The organism is Tistlia sp., assembly GCF_040905785.1.
In the GTDB taxonomy this organism is placed as follows: Bacteria; Pseudomonadota; Alphaproteobacteria; order Kiloniellales; family DSM-21159; genus Tistlia.
Genome location: NZ_JBBDQW010000086.1, coordinates 876 through 16,343, shown reverse-complemented (window position 1 = coordinate 16,343; position 15,468 = coordinate 876). Strand labels below are relative to the sequence as shown.

Here is a 15,468-nt window from a genome sequence, read left to right as displayed (position 1 = left end):
CTGGACCGCCGCCCAGGCATCCCTTCCTACTCAATCACAATGTCAAACAGCAAGGAAGCCCGTGGGCTCCCGAAGCAAACAGCGCGGCCGGGCGGAACCCGGTGTCGCGCTGTGGGACGGGGGTATAAGGGCGGCCGCCGGGGGGTGTCAAGCGCATTCGTGTCGCTTTTCTTGCAGCCGCGAAGGACCCTGCGCCGCCCTTGCACCGCCGGCCCGTTTCGCCCGCCCAGGCCCCTCCTGGCCGTAGCCCCCGGGCGGGCTCCGTCGTCCAAATCGAGCCCCTGCCTCCGGGCCGCGCGCGCGGGACTCGCGGCGCGGCTCCGTTCCATGTTAACCATGAGGAAAGGTTCCCGGTTAACCATGAGGAAAGGTTCTTGCCGTAGACCGGGTCGCGTGCCGCGTCAGCCGTTGACAAGCGCGGACTTCGTTAGCAAGGTGGCGTCAGACAGCTTGAACATCGGTTTGGAAGCGTCTGGCAAACAACGGTGAATCGTCGGTCGGCCTTTGCGGTCGCCGGACGGGTCGCCAGACAGGGGCAGACAGAAGCGATCGGCCGTTGTGCCGGACCGGGCGCTTCTCTCGGATATGAATCACTTGGGGGTCATCATTCAACTGAGACACGATTCCAGGCCGCCATACCGGAAGCGGCTGCGCGCCGGCTTGGCGGCCACGACCTTTGGCCTCGTGGGCGGCCTCCTGCTGCTCGGCCTCGCGCCCCTGTCGGGGGCGCCGCAGCCGGGTCGCTCGCTCGCGGCCTTCGCCTTCCCGGGCGCCGTGGCGGCAAGCGAGGCCCGCGACCTCGAGGCGGACCTGCCGAGCCTGCCGCAGGTCATGCTCGTCAGCGCCTACCACACCGAGCATACCGCCGCGGCGCGCAGCGCCCCGAAGACGCTGCAGCTGACCCTCGAGGTGGCGCGCGGCGACACCCTGATGGGCATGCTGACCAAGGCCGGCGTGACGATGGGCGAGGCCCACGCGGCGATCGAATCGCTGCGCCAGGTGTTCAGCCCCCGCGACCTGAGGCCCGGCTTCGAGATTCGGCTGTCGCTGGAGAGCGAGGCCGAGATCCAGGACGAGGCCAAGGCCACCAATCCCGTCGCCGATGGCATGCGCGAGGCCTTCCGCCTGGTCGGGCTGAGCTTCGCGCCCGAGGTCGACCGCGACGTCGCGGTCGAGCGGCTGACCGACGCCAGCTTCGTCGCGCGCACCACCGAGAAGGCGCTGGAGCCGATCGACGCCGGCGCGATCGGGATAATCGACAGTTCGCTCTACGAGGCCGCGGCCGAGGCCAGCGTCCCGAACGCCGTGCTGATCGAGACGATCAAGGCGCTGTCCTTCGACGTCGACTTCCAGCGCGACATCCAGCCCGGCGACTCCTTCGAGGTGCTCTACGAGAACCTGGTCGACGAGGAGGGCCGCCCGCTCAAGACCGGCGCCCTGGACTACGTCGAGCTGGTCACCGGCGGCCGCAGCATCCAGCTCTACCGCTTCACGCCGGACAGCGGTTTCGCCGACTACTTCGACGCCAAGGGCCGCTCGGTGCGCAAGACCCTGATGCGCACGCCGATCGACGGGGCGCGCATCTCCTCGAGCTTCGGGCTGCGCCGCCATCCGATCCTCGGCTACAGCAAGATGCACAAGGGCACCGACTTCGCGGCGCCGACCGGCACCCCGATCTACGCTGCCGGCAACGGCACGGTCGAGGTCGCCGGCCGCAACGGCGGCTACGGCAACTACGTCCGGATCCGCCACAGCAGCGAGTACAAGACCGCCTACGCGCACATGTCGAAGTTCGCCAAGGGCGTCCACTCCGGCGCCCGCGTGCGCCAGGGCGAGGTCATCGGCTACGTCGGGACTACCGGCCGCTCGACGGGTCCGCACCTGCACTACGAGGTCATGGTCGGCGGCAATCAGGTCGATCCGGCCTCCATCAAGCTGCCGGCCGGCGAAACCCTCGAGGGCAGGGACCTGAAGGCCTTCGCGGAGCTGCGCCAGGACATCGACCGCCGCCGCGCGACCATCGCGCCGCTGCTGCAGGTCGCTTCCGGCCCGCAGAAGGAGCCGCCGGCCAAGCCGTAGCCCGGCCGGTGCCGGCCTTCCTGCCGTCCCGACAGGGGCCCGCCTCGGCGGGCCCTTTCGCTGTCCCGAGGCTCCGGGCCGGTCACCTCCCGGCCAAACCCTTGTAGTCCGGCGCCCGACCCCGGGCGTCGTGAATCCAGCCGTTCAGGGTGATCCGGCCATCGCCGGGATCGCTGCCGGCGAGGCGGATCGGCCGGACCGCGTGCAGGGTCGCGCTGTGGAAGAAGACCACCGAGTTGTCCTCGGGCTCGACCAGGGTGCCGTCGAGGGTCGAGCGGCCGGTGACGGGATTGGTATCGTAGAGCATCAGTTCGCCGCCCCGGAAGCGGCGGGGCTGGCGGGCGAAGTAGGCGACGAAGGAGACGCGGCGCGAATCGGTCTCCTCGGCCGGCGCCTCGGGCCAGCCGGTATCCCGGTGCCGCTCGTAGAAGCCGCCGTCGCCATGGAAAGTCAGCTGCAGCTCGAGGCGGCCGGCCTCGAAGGCCGGCAGGCCGAGCCACGGGCAGACCTCAGGCAGGCAGTCGCGCAGCAGTGGCTCGAACCACTCGAGGATCGGGGCCGGCTCGTAGAGCACGGCGGCGCGGCGGACCTCGGCCATGGCCTTGTACCCGTCGGGCTGCCAGACCGTGGCCTCGGCCATGTCGGCGGCGTGCGCCAGGGCGTAGTCGAAGACCTCGTCGCGGCGCGCCGCCGGCAGCCAGTCGCGCCAGCGCAGGAAGCAGCTCGGCAGGACCAGGCCCGGTGTCCGCGGGGCCGGCGGCTCGCCGGCGAAGAGCGCGCTGCCGGCCCGGGCCAGGGGGTTGGCCGGCCGCAGCGCGAGCAGCCGGCGATAGTGGGCCAGGGCCGCCTCGTAGCCGCCGGAGGCGCGCTCGGCGTCGGCGGCCAGCCGCAGGCCCCGCTCGCTGCCGGGATCGAGCAGCAGGACCCGCTGCAGCAGCGGTAGCGCCTTCGCGGGCAGGCCCTGCGCCAGGAACGCCTGGGCGGCCTCGACCAGCGGCAGGGCCTCCTGGCGCCCGGCCTCGGCGGCCGCCGCCGCCGCCGCCTGCGGCCGGTCCGTGTCGCCCAGCAGCGCGGCCAGCGCGCGCCAGGCGGCGGCATGCGCGGGCTGCCGCTCGAGCAGCTGCCGGTAGAGCCGCTCGGCCGTCTCGAGCGCGCCCTGCTCGAGCGCACCGCCGGCGGCGGTGAAGAGATCGTCCGCCTCGCCCATCGGCGCCCACTCTAGACTGCGAAGGCCGAAACCGCGACGGCGGCGCCGTCATGGCGCCGCCGTGCTGTCTTCCGAGGCCCTCTTCCCAGGCCCGCCTCGTGCCTAGGCCCGTCTCGTCTCCAGGCCTGTCTGGCGGCCCGCCCCTGCCGGGACGTCAGGCTGCCTTGACCAGCTCGCCGTCGATCAGCAGGCCGCCCTCCCCGGCCGTGACCCGAATCCGGTCGCCCTCGCCGATCCGGCCGGCCAGCAGCCGCTCGGCCAGCGGGTTCTGCAGCTCGCGCTGGATCGTCCGCTTGAGCGGCCGGGCGCCGTAGGCCGGATCGTAGCCGGCATCGGCGAGCCAGGCCTTGGCGGCGGCGTCGAGCTCGAGCATGACGCCACGGTCCTCCAGGCGCTTCTGCAGATGCCGGAGCTGAACGTCGACGATCCCGGTCATCTGCTCGCGGGTCAGCCGGTGGAACAACAGCGTCTCGTCGATCCGGTTGAGGAACTCCGGCCGGAAGTGGTTGCGCACCGCCTGCATGACCTGACCGCGGACCAGGTCGCTGTCCTCGCCCTCCGACTGGGTCGAGAGGATCTCGGAGCCGAGGTTTGAGGTCATCACCAGCAGCGTGTTGCGGAAGTCGACAGTGCGCCCCTGCCCGTCGGTCAGCCGTCCGTCGTCGAGCACCTGCAGCAGCACGTTGAAGACGTCGGGGTGGGCCTTCTCGACCTCGTCGAACAGGACGACCTGGTAGGGCCGGCGGCGCACCGCCTCGGTCAGCGCCCCGCCCTCGTCGTAGCCGACGTAGCCCGGCGGCGCGCCGATCATGCGGGCGACCGAGTGCTTCTCCATGTACTCCGACATGTCGAGGCGCAGCAGCGCGCTCTCGTCGTCGAACAGGAAGGCGGCCAGCGCCTTGGTCAGCTCGGTCTTGCCGACGCCGGTCGGGCCCAGGAACAGAAAGGAGCCGATCGGCCGGTTCGGGTCCTGCAGGCCGGCGCGAGCCCGGCGCACGGCCTGGCTGACCGCGCGGATCGCCTCTTCCTGGCCGATCACCCGCTCGTGCAGGGCCTGCTCCATCTGCAGCAGCTTCTCGCGCTCGCCCTCGAGCATCTTGTCGACCGGAATGCCGGTCCAGCGCGAGACCACGCCGGCGATCTGCTCCGGCGCGACCTCCTCGTTCATCAAAGGCGATTCCTCGGCCTGCTCGGCCTCGAGCAGCTTGCGCTCGAGCTCCGGCACGATGCCGTAGCGCAGCTCGGCCGCGCGCTCCAGGTTGCCCTGGCGCTGGGCGATCTCGATCTCGCTGCGGGCGCGGTCGAGCTCCTCCTTGAGCTTCTGGGCGCCGGCCATCTTGTCCTTCTCGGCCTGCCAGCGCAGCGTGAACTCGCGCGAGCGGGCCTCGAGCTCGCCGAGCTCCTCGCCGAGCTTCTCGAGCCGCTCCTTGGAGGCGCGGTCGCTCTCCTTCTTCAGCGCCGCCTCCTCGATCTTCAGCTGCATGATCCGCCGGTCCAGCTCGTCGAGCTCCTCCGGCTTGGAGTCGACCTCCATGCGCAAGCGGCTGGCCGCCTCGTCGACCAGGTCGATCGCCTTGTCGGGCAGGAAGCGGTCGGTGATGTAGCGGTTCGACAGGGTCGCCGCCGCGATCAGGGCGGAGTCTGTGATCCGCACGCCGTGATGCAGCTCGTACTTCTCCTTCAGGCCGCGCAGGATCGAAATGGTGTCCTCGACCGTCGGCTCCGCGACGTAGACGGTCTGGAAGCGCCGCGCCAGGGCGGCGTCCTTCTCGATGTGCTTGCGGTACTCGTCGAGCGTGGTCGCGCCGACGCAGTGCAGCTCGCCGCGCGCCAGGGCCGGCTTCAGCATGTTGGAGGCGTCCATGGCGCCCTCGGCCTTGCCGGCGCCGACCAGGGTGTGCAGCTCGTCGATGAAGACGATGATCTCGCCGGCGGCCGAGGAGATCTCCTGGAGCACCGCCTTCAGGCGCTCCTCGAACTCGCCCCGGAACTTGGCGCCGGCGACCATGGCGCCGAGGTCGAGGGCCAGGAGCTGCTTGTTCTTCAGGGTCTCGGGGACGTCGCCGTTGACGATGCGCTGGGCCAGGCCCTCGACGATCGCCGTCTTGCCGACGCCCGGCTCGCCGATCAGCACCGGATTGTTCTTGGTCCGGCGCGACAGCACCTGGATGGTCCGGCGGATCTCCTCGTCGCGGCCGATTACCGGGTCGAGCTTGCCCTCGCGAGCCCGCTCGGTCAGGTCCTGGGCGTACTTCTTGAGGGCATCGTAGCCCTGCTCGGCGCTCGCCGAATCGGCGGTGCGGCCCTTGCGCAGCTCGTCGATCGCGCGGTTCAGGTTCTGGGCCGTCGCCTGGGCGTCGGCCAGCGCCTTGGCGCTCGGCGTGCCGGCGGCCATGGCCAGAGCCTGGAGCAGCCGCTCGGCGGTGACGAAGGAATCGCCTGCCTTTTCGCTCAGCGTCTCGGCCTGCTCGAAGACCCGCGCCAGCTCGGGCGAGAGGTAGATCTGCCCGGCTCCGCCGCCCTCGACCTTGGGCAGCCGCTCGAGCTCGGCATCGATGCCGGCGAGCGCCAGCTTCGGATCGCCGCCGGCGGCGCGGATCAGGCTGGCGGCCAGCCCCTCGCGGTCGTCGAGCAGGACCTTGGCCAGGTGTTCGGGGGTCAGGCGCTGATGGCCGCGGCGCAGCGCCAGGGTCTGGGCGGACTGCAGGAAACCGCGCGAGCGTTCGCTGTACTTCTCTAGATCCATGGTGTTCTCGCCCTCCTCCGCCGCGCCTCCTCGAGCCAGCGGCGATGATGCTCCGATTGACCGCAGGCCCTGTCTAGCGGCACGCTGCGACCGCCGCCTTGATCCATCTCAGCGGCAAGAAGCATATGGGCCTGTTGCACAAATGCCACAAGCCCGGCGGTGCGCTTTTGCGCCCCGACGGGAGGCACAACTCAGCGCTCGCTCAGGCCCAGGCGCAGGCCGAGAGCGACCAGCAGGCCGCCGCCGGCGAGCCGGAACAGCCGCTGCAGGCCGCCGCTGCGCCGCAGCCGCGCGAGGATCTGGTCCGTCAGCGCGACGGTCGCCAGGTCGGCGGAGGAGAAGGCCAGGTTGACGAGGGTCCCCAGCACCAGGAACTGGGCCCAGACCGGCAGCCCGGCTGCGGGATCGACGAACTGCGGCAGGAAGGCCAGGAAGAACAGCGCGGCCTTTGGGTTGAGCACCTCGACCAGGACGCTCTCCAGGAAGGCGCGACTCGCGGAGCGGCCGGCAACGGCGGGCGGCAGGGCGGCGTCGGATGGCCGGCGCATCATCCGCACGCCCAGCCAGACCAGGTAGCCGGCCCCGGCGAGCTTGACCGTGGCATAGGCCTCGGGGACGTGCAGAAGCACCGCGGAGAGGCCGAGCGCGGCGGCGCCGACGTGGAGGTAGCCGCCGCAGTGGATGCCGAAAGCGGCCATCAGCCCGCCACGCCGGCCGCGAGACAGGGTCTGGGCCGCCGTGTAGAGGATCGCCGGGCCGGGCATGTAGGCGAAGAGAAGCGTCGCCGCGGCGAAGGCGAGCAGGGTTTCGATCGGTGGCATGCCCAAGCTCCCGGCTGTGCAGGAGGGAAGGATAGCGGCTCGACGCCGGCCGGGGGCGGAAAATCCGAGGCGCCGAAGCCGCCGCGCGGGCGCCTCGGTTGACGGCACCGGGCCGGTCGGATTGACTGCAGGATCCTTGGAAGGCCGCCCCATGACCGCCCCCGCCGCGCCCCATGTCATTGCGATCCAGCGCTTTCCGGTGAAGGCGCTCTCGGCCGAAAGCCTCGAGCGGGTCGACCTTGCGACAGACGCCATGCTGCCGGACGACCGGCGTTTCGCCCTCGTCTACGGCGACCCGGGGACGCCGGGCGGCGCGCCGCGCTTCGCAACCCTGCGCGAGGAGCCCCGTCTCGCCGAGCTGGCCGCGTTGTTCGAAGCCGATAGCGGCGAGCTCGTGCTCTCGCGGCGCAGCCGTCCCGTCGCCCGCGGCATCGTCACCGAGCCGATCGGCAAGACCCTGATCGACCAGTTCCTGTTGTCGTTCCTGGGCAGCGCGGGCCGCGGCGCGGCACGCCTCGTCGAAGCGAAGGATCGCGGCCACGGCATCGGCTACGGCGACACCGGGGGCGGCCACGTCAGCCTGCTCAACCTGGCCAGCGTGCGCGACCTCGAGCGGGTCACCCGGGCGCCCGTCGATCCCCGCCGCTTCAGGGCCAATTTCTGGATCGAGGGGTTGCCGCCCTGGGTCGAGCGCGGCTGGGTCGACCGCGAGCTGGCCCTGGGGCCGGTGCGCCTGCGCGGCGTCGAGGCGATCGAGCGCTGCAGCGTGACCAACGTCGAACCCGAGACCGGCCGGGTCGACATGAACCTGCCGCTGACCCTGCGGCGAGCCTTTGGCCACCTCGTCTGCGGGCTCTACTGCCGGGTGCTCACAAACGGCCAGGTCGCCGTCGGCGACGCCCTGCAGGCTCCCGCCTGAGCCCTCCTCACGCCGCCTTCGCCGGGTCCTTCTTGGCCCTGCGCCGACGCAGCAGGTTGACCGCCTCGACGGCCGCCGAGAAGGAGATCGCGAAGTAGAGGTAGCCGCGCGGGATGTGGAAATCCAGGCCGTCGGCGACCAGGGTCACGCCGATCAGCAGCAGGAAGGCCAGCGCCAGCATCTTGACCGTGGGGTGGCGGCTGACGAAGGCGCTGACCGGTTCGGCGGCCCAGAGCATCACGGCCATGGCGATGACCACCGCCGTGATCATGATCGGCAGGTCGCCGCTCATGCCGACTGCGGTCAGGACGGAATCGATCGAGAAGACGGCATCAAGAAGCACGATCTGGACGACCACCGCGAAGAAGGAGGCGCTGCCGCTCCTGGCCTTGTCGGCGCCCTCCTCGTGCGCCTCCATGTAAATGTGGATCTCGCCGGTCGCCTTGAACAGCAGGAAGACGCCACCGGCGATCAGCACGAGGTCGCGCCAGGAGAGCTCCTGGCCGACCAGCTCGAAGAGCGGCGCCGTCAGGCCGATGATCCAGGCGATCGAGAACAGCAGCAGGATGCGCATGACCAGCGCGAGGACCAGGCCGAGGCGGCGGGCTGCGGGCTGACGCGCCTCGGGCAGCTTCTCCGAGATGATCGACAGGAAGATCACGTTGTCGATGCCGAGGACGACCTCGAGCAGCGTCAGGGTCAACAGGCTGACCCAGGCATTGGGATCCGTGAGCAGCTCGATCAAAAGCGGACGCTCCCCTGCGGGGCGGCGCCGACCGGAAGTGCCCCCCCCGTTTCGACAGTGACAACTCGCAAAGCAAGACCCGGGTTTCCTGCCGCCCTTGCGAGAGCAGGAAACCCGGGTCTGCCGCGTCCTGGGCGCTTCTAAGCGATCGACCGCGCTCGCTGCCAGCGCTGCGGGGTCGCCCCGCGCCGCGCGGCGCGGGATTACTCTGTCAGCTTCGCCTTGTCCGCCTCGATCTCGGCCTTGGTCCGGCGGCGGCGGCGCGGCTTTACGGCCCCAGCCTCCGATCCCTCGGCGGTGGGCTCGGCACCTCCGGCGGGGGCCGGCGGCGCCTCGCCGAGCATCTTGCGCAAGCCGGCGTCGGCCTCTTCCTCGTGGCCACCCGCATCTCGGGCACCCGGATCCCGGCGCGGCGAATCCTCCGCCTCGCGCGGTTCCTCGCCGCGGCGGCGGGTCAGGATGCCTTCGCCATTGCGGCGATTGAACCGGTCGCGCAGGCGGCTCTCGCGCGCTTCGCCGTCCTGAACCTCGGGCGAGCGTCCATCCTGGTCGCGCGCCTGCGGCGCGGCCTGGTCGCGCGCCTGCGGCGCGGCCTGGTCGCGCGCCTGCGGCGCGGCGCGGCCCTCGGCAGCCCCGGCGTCGGCCGGCTGGGCGCTCCGCTCCGGCTGGCGGCCGTCGGTACGATTGCCCGGCTGCGCGTCCTGCCGGGAGTCCTCGTCCCGGCGGTCGTCGCGCCGCTCGAACCCGCGCTCGGGGCCACGGCGCTCGCCGCGCTCGTCGTTGCGCTGGTCGCCCCTCTGCTCGTTGCGCTGATCCCCGCGTTGATCGTTGCGCTGGTCGCCCCGCTGTTCCCCGCGCTGACCGTTGCGCTGGTCGTGCCGCTGATCGCCGCGCTGGTCGCGATCGTCGTCGTCGCTCTCGTCGCGGTCGTCCCGCGACTGCTGGCCCTGCTGTTCGCGCGGCCGCGAGTCGGGGTCGGTCGAGTCGTTCATGACCCGGAAGTAGTGCTCGCCGTGCTGCTGGAAGGCCTCCGCCAGCACCCGGTCGCCCGCGACCTGGGCGTCGCGCGCCAGGGCCGAGTACTTTTCGTAGACCTGCTGTGCATTGCCCCGGACGCGGCCCTCGGGCCCGTTCGAGTCGAAGTTCTGAGAACGCGTGGGAACGTTCGGACGCCGCCCGGAGCGGCCACGGCCTCGCCGCGGATTGTTCATGGGTCTCTTCGATCCGTTATTGTTGAACCGGCAGTCTGTTCCTGCCCACTTCGCTCCCGTCGTGCCGAGTTCCCCGACAAGGCGGGGGACCCTCGGCACACGCGTCTCCGCGGCTTTGGACCGGGGCGACGAAGATCTTGGAGGACGGGCTTGCGTCCAAGCACCCCAGGACGCGTGAGCCAAACGGCTCGTGCTTTTTCTAGCCATCCTAAGCTGTCATTCCAACATGCTTTTTACAAGGTCTTTTCTGCGTCTGACGCATGGATGAGCAGGGCCCGCGGCCGCCCCGCCAGGTCCGGCAGCAGGGCCGCCGGCGCGAGCCCCCCGGCGGCCAGCACGGCAGCGGCAGAAGCCGACTGCCCGGCGCCGATTTCGATCGCCGCCCAGCCCCCGGGCCGCAGCAGGCGGGGCAGGTCCATGGCCAGGGTGCGGTAGGCCTCGAGACCGTCGGGCCCACCCTCGAGGGCGCCCCGAGGATCGTGCCGGCCGACCTCCGGCTCGAGCGCGGCGAGCTCGTCGTCCGCCAGGTAGGGCGGGTTGCTGACGATCAGGTCGAAGCGCTGGGTCGGCGCGCGCGGCGCCAGCGCGGCCCCCCAGTCGCCGACCAGGAAGCCGGCGCGCTGACCCAGGCCGAGCGCCTCGCCGTTGCCGCGCGCCACGCGCACCGCCTCCTGCGAACGGTCGAGGCCGAGGCCCCAGGCCGCCGGCAGCTCGGACAGCAGGGCGAGCAGCAGGCAACCCGAGCCGGTACCGAGGTCGAGCACGGCCAGCGGCCGGCGCCGGTCCGGGGTCCGCGCGAGCAGCGCCTCGACCAGCGTCTCGCTGTCCGGCCGCGGGTCCAGCGTCGCCGGCGAGATCGCGAAGCTCAGCGACCAGAACTCGCGGCGCCCGAGGATGCGCGCGACCGGCTCGCGCGCCGCCCGGCGGGCGACGAGGCTGCGGAAGGCGGCTTCGGCCGCGGGGGGCAGCGGGCGCTCCGGCCAAGCGACGACCGCGGCCGGCTCCAGGCCGGCGGCCGCGGCGAGCAGCAGGCGCGCGTCCCGCCGCGCACCCTCGATGCCGGCCGCCGCCAGGCGTGCCGCGCCTTCCGCGAGCGCGCCGCCCAGCGTCGCAGGCGTCAGGTCGGATCTGTCGGCCATCGCGCGAGCGCTCACTGCAGGTGGGCCAGGCGCGCCGACTGGTCCTCCGCGATCAGCGCGTCGACGACCTCGTCGAGCTCCTCGCCCGAGAGGACGCGCTCGAGCTTGTAGAGCGTCAGGTTGATGCGATGGTCGGTGACCCGCCCCTGGGGAAAATTGTAGGTGCGTATCCGCTCAGAGCGGTCGCCGCTGCCGACCTGGAGGCGGCGCGCCGTCGCCTGCTCGTCCGCCTGCTCCTGGCGGGCGTGATCGTAGAGGCGGGCGAGCAGCACCTTCATCGCCTGGGCCTTGTTCTTGTGCTGCGACTTGCCGTCCTGGCACTGCACGACGATGCCGCTCGGCAGGTGAGTGATGCGTACCGCCGAATCGGTCGTGTTGACGTGCTGCCCGCCGGCGCCTTGCGAGCGGTAGGTGTCGATGCGCAGGTCCTTGTCGCCGATCACGACGTCGACCTCCTCGGCCTCCGGCAGGACCGCGACGGTGGCGGCCGAGGTGTGGATGCGGCCGCCGGATTCGGTGACCGGCACGCGCTGCACCCGGTGCACGCCCGACTCGTACTTGAGCTTGCGGAAGACGTCCTGCCCGGAGATCGAGGCGCTGGCCTCCCGGATGCCGCCGAGCTCGGTCTCCTCGTAGTCGAGCGGCTCGAAGCGCCAGCCCGACTTCTCGGCGTAGCGCTGGTACATCCGGTAGAGCTCGGCGGCGAACAGGCCGGCCTCGTCGCCCCCGGTGCCGGCGCGCACCTCCAGGATGGCGTTACGCGAATCGTCCTCGTCGCGCGGCAGGAGGGAGACCAGCACGTCGCGCTCGAGCGCCGGCAGCCGCTCGCGCAGCGCGTAGTACTCCTCCTCCGCGAGCGCCCGCATCTCCGCGTCGCTGGCGGCGTCGTTGCGCAGCTGGTCGAGCTCGGCGAGCTCGCGCTTGGCCTCCTTGTAGGCGCGGATGCCCTCGGCCACCGGCGTCAGCTCGGCGTACTCCTTCATCATGCTGGTGTAAGCCTTGGAGCCCGGTTCCGGATGGCCCGGAATCAGGGCTTCCAGCTCGGCGTGGCGCGACAGCACGCGCTCCAGATTCTGTTCCAGGCTCACGAATCGTCTCCCTTGGCCGGGGCGAGGCGGAACAGCCGCGCCAGGGCCTTCTCGAGTTTCCTCCGCTCGCCGGCGTCGCCGGCGGCGGCAGCCCGCAGCACCTCCGAGGGATCGTGCAGCAGGCGGTTCAGCAGCAGGCGCGTCGCCGCCGCGGCGTCGCCGCCGCGCTCGGCCAGCGCCTCTCGGCGCAGCGCCTCGCCGTGGCGGCGCAGCGCCAGCAGCGCGTCCAGGCCCTCGCGCTCGGCCTGCTCGCGGCGGAACTGCCGCAACTCCTGCTCGAGCAGCCGCCAGGCGGCGCCGGAGGCGCTTTCCCGGTGGCTGCGCCCGGCCTGGGCGAGGCGCTCCAGGTCGTCGAGGTCGTAGAGGAAGACGCCGTCGACCTCCTCGACCCCCGGCTCGACGTCGCGCGGCAGCGCCGCGTCGACCAGGAACAGCGGCTTGCGCCGGCGCCGCTTCAGCACCCGGGCGGCAAGCTCGCGATCGATCGCGTAGCGCCCGCTGCCGCTCGCCGCAACGACGATGTCGGCGGCGACTAGCGCCGCCTCGCGCTCCTCCCAGCTGCGCCGGTGACAGCGCAGCCGGTGGGCCGCGGTCCGCGCCCGCAGCTCCTGCGGATGGCAGACCGCCAGGTCGCCGACGCCGGCGTTGCGCAGCTCGGCGGCCAGGATCTCGCCCATCTCGCCGAGCCCGAGGATCAGCGCGCTGCAGCGGCCGAGGTCGCCGTGCAGGTCTCGGGCGACGCGCAGGGCCGCCGCGGCCAGGGTGACGGGGCGCTCAGCCAGCGGCGTCTGGCCGCGCACCTTGCGAGCCGCCTGCAGGGCCGCCTGCACCGACCTATCGAGCAGCGGCCCGCCGAGCCCGGCCTCGCTCGCCGCGCGATGGCTGTCGCGCAGCTGCACGAGAATCTGCGGCTCGCCGAGGATCTGGCTGTCGAGCGCCGCGGCCACGGCGAAGAGGTGGCGCAGCGCCGCCGGTCCGCTGAGGGCGTAGGACTGGGCCTCGATCGCCTCGACCGGCCAGCCGGCCCAGGCCGCCAGCCGGTCGCGGGCGACGGCCGTCTCGGCCTCGAGGTCGGCGGCGGCGAGCAGCAGCTCGGTGCGGTCGCAGGTCGCCAGCAACAGGGCTTCCCCGAAGCCGGCGGCGCGCAGCTCGGCCAAGCGGGCAGCCAGGTCCGCCTCGGGCAGGAACAGGCTCTCGCGCAGGTCGAAGCAGGCGCTCTTGTAGCTGACGCCGACGATCAGCAGCTCGGCCGGGTCGCGCAGCCCCGCCGCGGGGGATACCGCGGACATCCGGCTACGAGCGGCCGGAGCGGTCGCCGCCGGAATCGAGGACTTGCCGAGCCCGGCCCGCGCCCATGCGTCGGCCCCCTATTGGGCCGCAGCCGGGGCGGCCCCGGCCTCGGCACGCGCCGCGTCGTCCTCGATCTGGGCCGCCCTGCGCTCGATCATCCCGACTAGGTGGTCGACGATGTCCTGGTCCTTGAGCCGGTGGTCGGGCAGGCCGTTCACGTAAACCTGGTGGGTGTCCTTGCCGCCGCCGGTGAAGCCGATGTCGGTCATGGTCGCCTCGCCGGGCCCATTGACGACGCAGCCGATCACCGAGACGGTCATCGGCGTGGTGATGTGCTCGAGGCGCTTCTCGAGCACCTCGACGGTGCGGATCACGTCGAACTGCTGGCGGGCGCAGGACGGGCAGGAGATCACGTTGACGCCGCGGTGGCGCAGGTTGAGCGACTTCAGGAGGTCGAAGCCGACCTTGACCTCCTCCTCGGGCTCGGCCGAGAGCGAGACCCTCACGGTGTCGCCGATCCCGGACCACAGCAGCATGCCCAGGCCGACCGAGGACTTGATGGTGCCGCTGCGCAGTCCGCCGGCCTCGGTGACGCCGATGTGCAGGGGGTAGTCGCAGGCCTCGGCCAGGCCCTGGTAGGCGGCCACCGCCAGGAAGACGTCGGAGGCCTTGCAGGAGATCTTGAACTCCCGGAAGTCCTCGTCCTCCAGATAGCGGGCGTGCTCCAGGGCGCTCTCGACCATCGCCTCGGGGCAGGGCTCGCCGTACTTCTCGAGCAGGTGGCGCTCCAGGGAGCCGGCGTTGACGCCGATGCGCATCGAGCAGTTGTTGTCGCGCGCCGCCTTGACGACCTCGCGCACCCGCTCGCGCGAGCCGATGTTGCCCGGGTTGATGCGCAGGCAGGCGGCGCCCGCCTGGGCGGCCTCGATGCCGCGCTTGTAGTGGAAATGGATGTCCGCGACGATCGGCACGTTGACCTCGGGCACGATCTCCCGCAGGGCGCGGGTCGAGGCCTCGTCGGGGCAGGAGACGCGGACGATGTCGGCGCCCGCGACCTCGAGCCGGCGGATCTGGTCGATGGTGCCGGCCACGTCGGTGGTGCGGGTGTTGGTCATGGACTGCACGGTGATCGGCGCGTCGCCGCCGACCGGTACCTTGCCGACCATGATCTGGCGCGCTTTCCGGCGAATGATGTCGCGATAGGGCCGGACGCTCATGACGTCGTTTCGCTCCCGCTGGCTGGCTGCCGCCGACCGGCCCCGGCATGGCCAGGGACGCCGGCTCTCTGGCCGCAACATGCCCTTTGGCCCGGTCGACTTCAAGGTCGCCCGCCGGAGCGGCCACAACCCTCCGGCCCGCACCGGGGCCCTACTGCGCGCCCTGCAGGAGGCTGCCGGGTTCCAGCTCGATGTCGCGGCGCACCGTCCCGCTCGGGCCGAGCGCCGGCACCGCCTGGCCGTCGACCAGCACCTGCAGGCCGCCCGCGTTGCCGGTCAGCAGCGTCAGGCCCTGCTCGTTGGGAACGTTGTAGCTGTCGCCGGCGCGCAGGACCTGGGTGAAGAGCAGGTCCGAGCTGGCGTTGCGCACCTGCACCCAGCTGTCGGCCGTGGCGCGCAGGACGATCCGCGCGTCGGTGTTGGCGGTGCCGAAGACGCGCGCGGCACGCCCCGGCTCCTCGCCGTTCGCCGCGGTCGGAATCGGCGGCACGGGGATCGCCTCCGCCTGCTCGCGCGCCAGGGTGGTCTGCGGCTCGGGCTCGCGCGCTGCCTGCAGCTCGGGTTCGGCGGTCGGCAGCGGCGCTACGTCCAGCACCGCCTGGCCTGCCGGTGCCTCGGGGACCGACGGCCGCCGGGCAGTGCCCGGCTCGAGACCGTTCGTCGCCTCTGCCGCAGGCGACTCGCGCAGCGGCTCGCCGAGCGGCGAGACTTCACGCGCGCTCTCGCTCGCCGGCAGCCCGGCAGCGTCGAGCGGCGCCTCTCCGCTTGGCGGCACCACCTCCCCGGGTTGCGCCGCCTCGGGCACGGCGGCCGGATCCGGGGACGCCGCTTCGGGCGCGCGCTCCGCCCCGGGCACCGTAGCGGGCTCTGGCGTGGTGGCAGGCTCTGGCGTGGTGGCAGGCTCTGGCGTGGTGGCAGGCTCTGGCGTGGTCGCAGGCTCTGGCGTGGTCGCGAGCCCGGCTGCGCCCGTCGAATCGCCGGCCGGAAGCGCCGGCGCGGGGGTGGG

At 72.1% G+C, this 15,468-nt stretch carries 12 protein-coding genes; 2 read left to right on the top strand and 10 right to left on the bottom strand.

Going from position 1 to position 15,468, the window contains the following annotated elements:
- Positions 1-684: 684 nt before the first annotated feature.
- A complete protein-coding gene (locus WD341_RS19815) occupies positions 685-2,079 on the top strand; it encodes a peptidoglycan DD-metalloendopeptidase family protein (RefSeq protein ID WP_368427223.1) in 1,395 nt (464 codons plus the stop codon).
- An 82-nt stretch (positions 2,080-2,161) separates the two neighbouring features.
- Here the strand turns inward: WD341_RS19815 and WD341_RS19810 are convergent, their stop codons facing one another.
- From WD341_RS19810 to WD341_RS19800, 3 genes are all read right to left on the bottom strand, one after another.
- Positions 2,162-3,286 (bottom strand): 2OG-Fe(II) oxygenase, encoded by a 1,125-nt coding sequence (locus WD341_RS19810; protein WP_368427222.1) that lies wholly within the window; start codon positions 3,284-3,286, stop codon positions 2,162-2,164.
- Between the two features lie 154 nt (positions 3,287-3,440).
- Positions 3,441-6,032: an ATP-dependent chaperone ClpB gene (gene clpB / locus WD341_RS19805; protein ID WP_368427221.1), complete on the bottom strand. Its 2,592-nt coding sequence runs from the start codon at positions 6,030-6,032 to the stop codon at positions 3,441-3,443.
- Positions 6,033-6,223: 191 nt separating this feature from the next.
- A complete protein-coding gene (locus WD341_RS19800) occupies positions 6,224-6,853 on the bottom strand; it encodes a LysE family translocator (RefSeq protein ID WP_368427220.1) in 630 nt (209 codons plus the stop codon).
- A gap of 151 nt (positions 6,854-7,004) precedes the next feature.
- Between WD341_RS19800 and WD341_RS19795 the strand changes: the two genes are divergently transcribed.
- Positions 7,005-7,772 carry an MOSC domain-containing protein gene (locus tag WD341_RS19795; RefSeq protein ID WP_368427219.1) on the top strand — a complete coding sequence of 256 codons (768 nt, stop codon included), beginning with the start codon at positions 7,005-7,007 and terminating at the stop codon, positions 7,770-7,772.
- A gap of 7 nt (positions 7,773-7,779) precedes the next feature.
- Here the strand turns inward: WD341_RS19795 and WD341_RS19790 are convergent, their stop codons facing one another.
- The 7 genes from WD341_RS19790 to WD341_RS19760 form a co-directional block, all read right to left on the bottom strand.
- The gene (locus WD341_RS19790) at positions 7,780-8,517 is read right to left on the bottom strand and encodes a TerC family protein (protein WP_368427218.1); all 738 of its coding nucleotides are present in this window, start codon (positions 8,515-8,517) and stop codon (positions 7,780-7,782) included.
- A gap of 203 nt (positions 8,518-8,720) precedes the next feature.
- The gene (locus WD341_RS19785; RefSeq protein WP_368427217.1) at positions 8,721-9,728 is read right to left on the bottom strand and encodes a DUF4167 domain-containing protein; all 1,008 of its coding nucleotides are present in this window, start codon (positions 9,726-9,728) and stop codon (positions 8,721-8,723) included.
- Positions 9,729-9,961: 233 nt separating this feature from the next.
- Positions 9,962-10,867 (bottom strand): peptide chain release factor N(5)-glutamine methyltransferase, encoded by a 906-nt coding sequence (gene prmC, locus WD341_RS19780; protein ID WP_368427216.1) that lies wholly within the window; start codon positions 10,865-10,867, stop codon positions 9,962-9,964.
- Between the two features lie 11 nt (positions 10,868-10,878).
- Positions 10,879-11,955, bottom strand: coding sequence for a peptide chain release factor 1 (prfA, locus tag WD341_RS19775; RefSeq protein WP_368427215.1), 1,077 nt, complete (start codon positions 11,953-11,955; stop codon positions 10,879-10,881).
- Positions 11,952-13,244, bottom strand: a complete 1,293-nt coding sequence (gene hemA, locus WD341_RS19770; RefSeq protein ID WP_368427214.1) for a glutamyl-tRNA reductase — start codon at positions 13,242-13,244, stop codon at positions 11,952-11,954. The genes prfA and hemA overlap by 4 nt, the downstream gene beginning before the upstream one ends.
- A 78-nt stretch (positions 13,245-13,322) precedes the next feature.
- On the bottom strand, positions 13,323-14,462 hold the full coding sequence (ispG, locus tag WD341_RS19765) for a flavodoxin-dependent (E)-4-hydroxy-3-methylbut-2-enyl-diphosphate synthase (protein WP_368427213.1): 1,140 nt from the start codon (positions 14,460-14,462) through the stop codon (positions 13,323-13,325).
- A 151-nt stretch (positions 14,463-14,613) separates the two neighbouring features.
- Entirely contained in the window at positions 14,614-15,237 is a 624-nt protein-coding gene (locus WD341_RS19760; RefSeq protein ID WP_368427212.1) for a RodZ domain-containing protein, read from the bottom strand.
- Positions 15,238-15,468 lie beyond the last annotated feature (231 nt).

Bases quoted from the DNA above. Each gene is read 5' to 3' on its own strand.
- hemA (WP_368427214.1), bottom strand. From the start codon at position 13,244: ATGTCCGCGGTATCCCCCGCGGCGGGGCTGCGCGACCCGGCCGAGCTG.
- WD341_RS19810 (WP_368427222.1), bottom strand. From the start codon at position 3,286: ATGGGCGAGGCGGACGATCTCTTCACCGCCGCCGGCGGTGCGCTCGAG.
- ispG (WP_368427213.1), bottom strand. From the start codon at position 14,462: ATGAGCGTCCGGCCCTATCGCGACATCATTCGCCGGAAAGCGCGCCAG.
- WD341_RS19795 (WP_368427219.1), top strand. From the start codon at position 7,005: ATGACCGCCCCCGCCGCGCCCCATGTCATTGCGATCCAGCGCTTTCCG.
- WD341_RS19785 (WP_368427217.1), bottom strand. From the start codon at position 9,728: ATGAACAATCCGCGGCGAGGCCGTGGCCGCTCCGGGCGGCGTCCGAAC.
- prmC (WP_368427216.1), bottom strand. From the start codon at position 10,867: ATGGCCGACAGATCCGACCTGACGCCTGCGACGCTGGGCGGCGCGCTC.
- WD341_RS19800 (WP_368427220.1), bottom strand. From the start codon at position 6,853: ATGCCACCGATCGAAACCCTGCTCGCCTTCGCCGCGGCGACGCTTCTC.
- clpB (WP_368427221.1), bottom strand. From the start codon at position 6,032: ATGGATCTAGAGAAGTACAGCGAACGCTCGCGCGGTTTCCTGCAGTCC.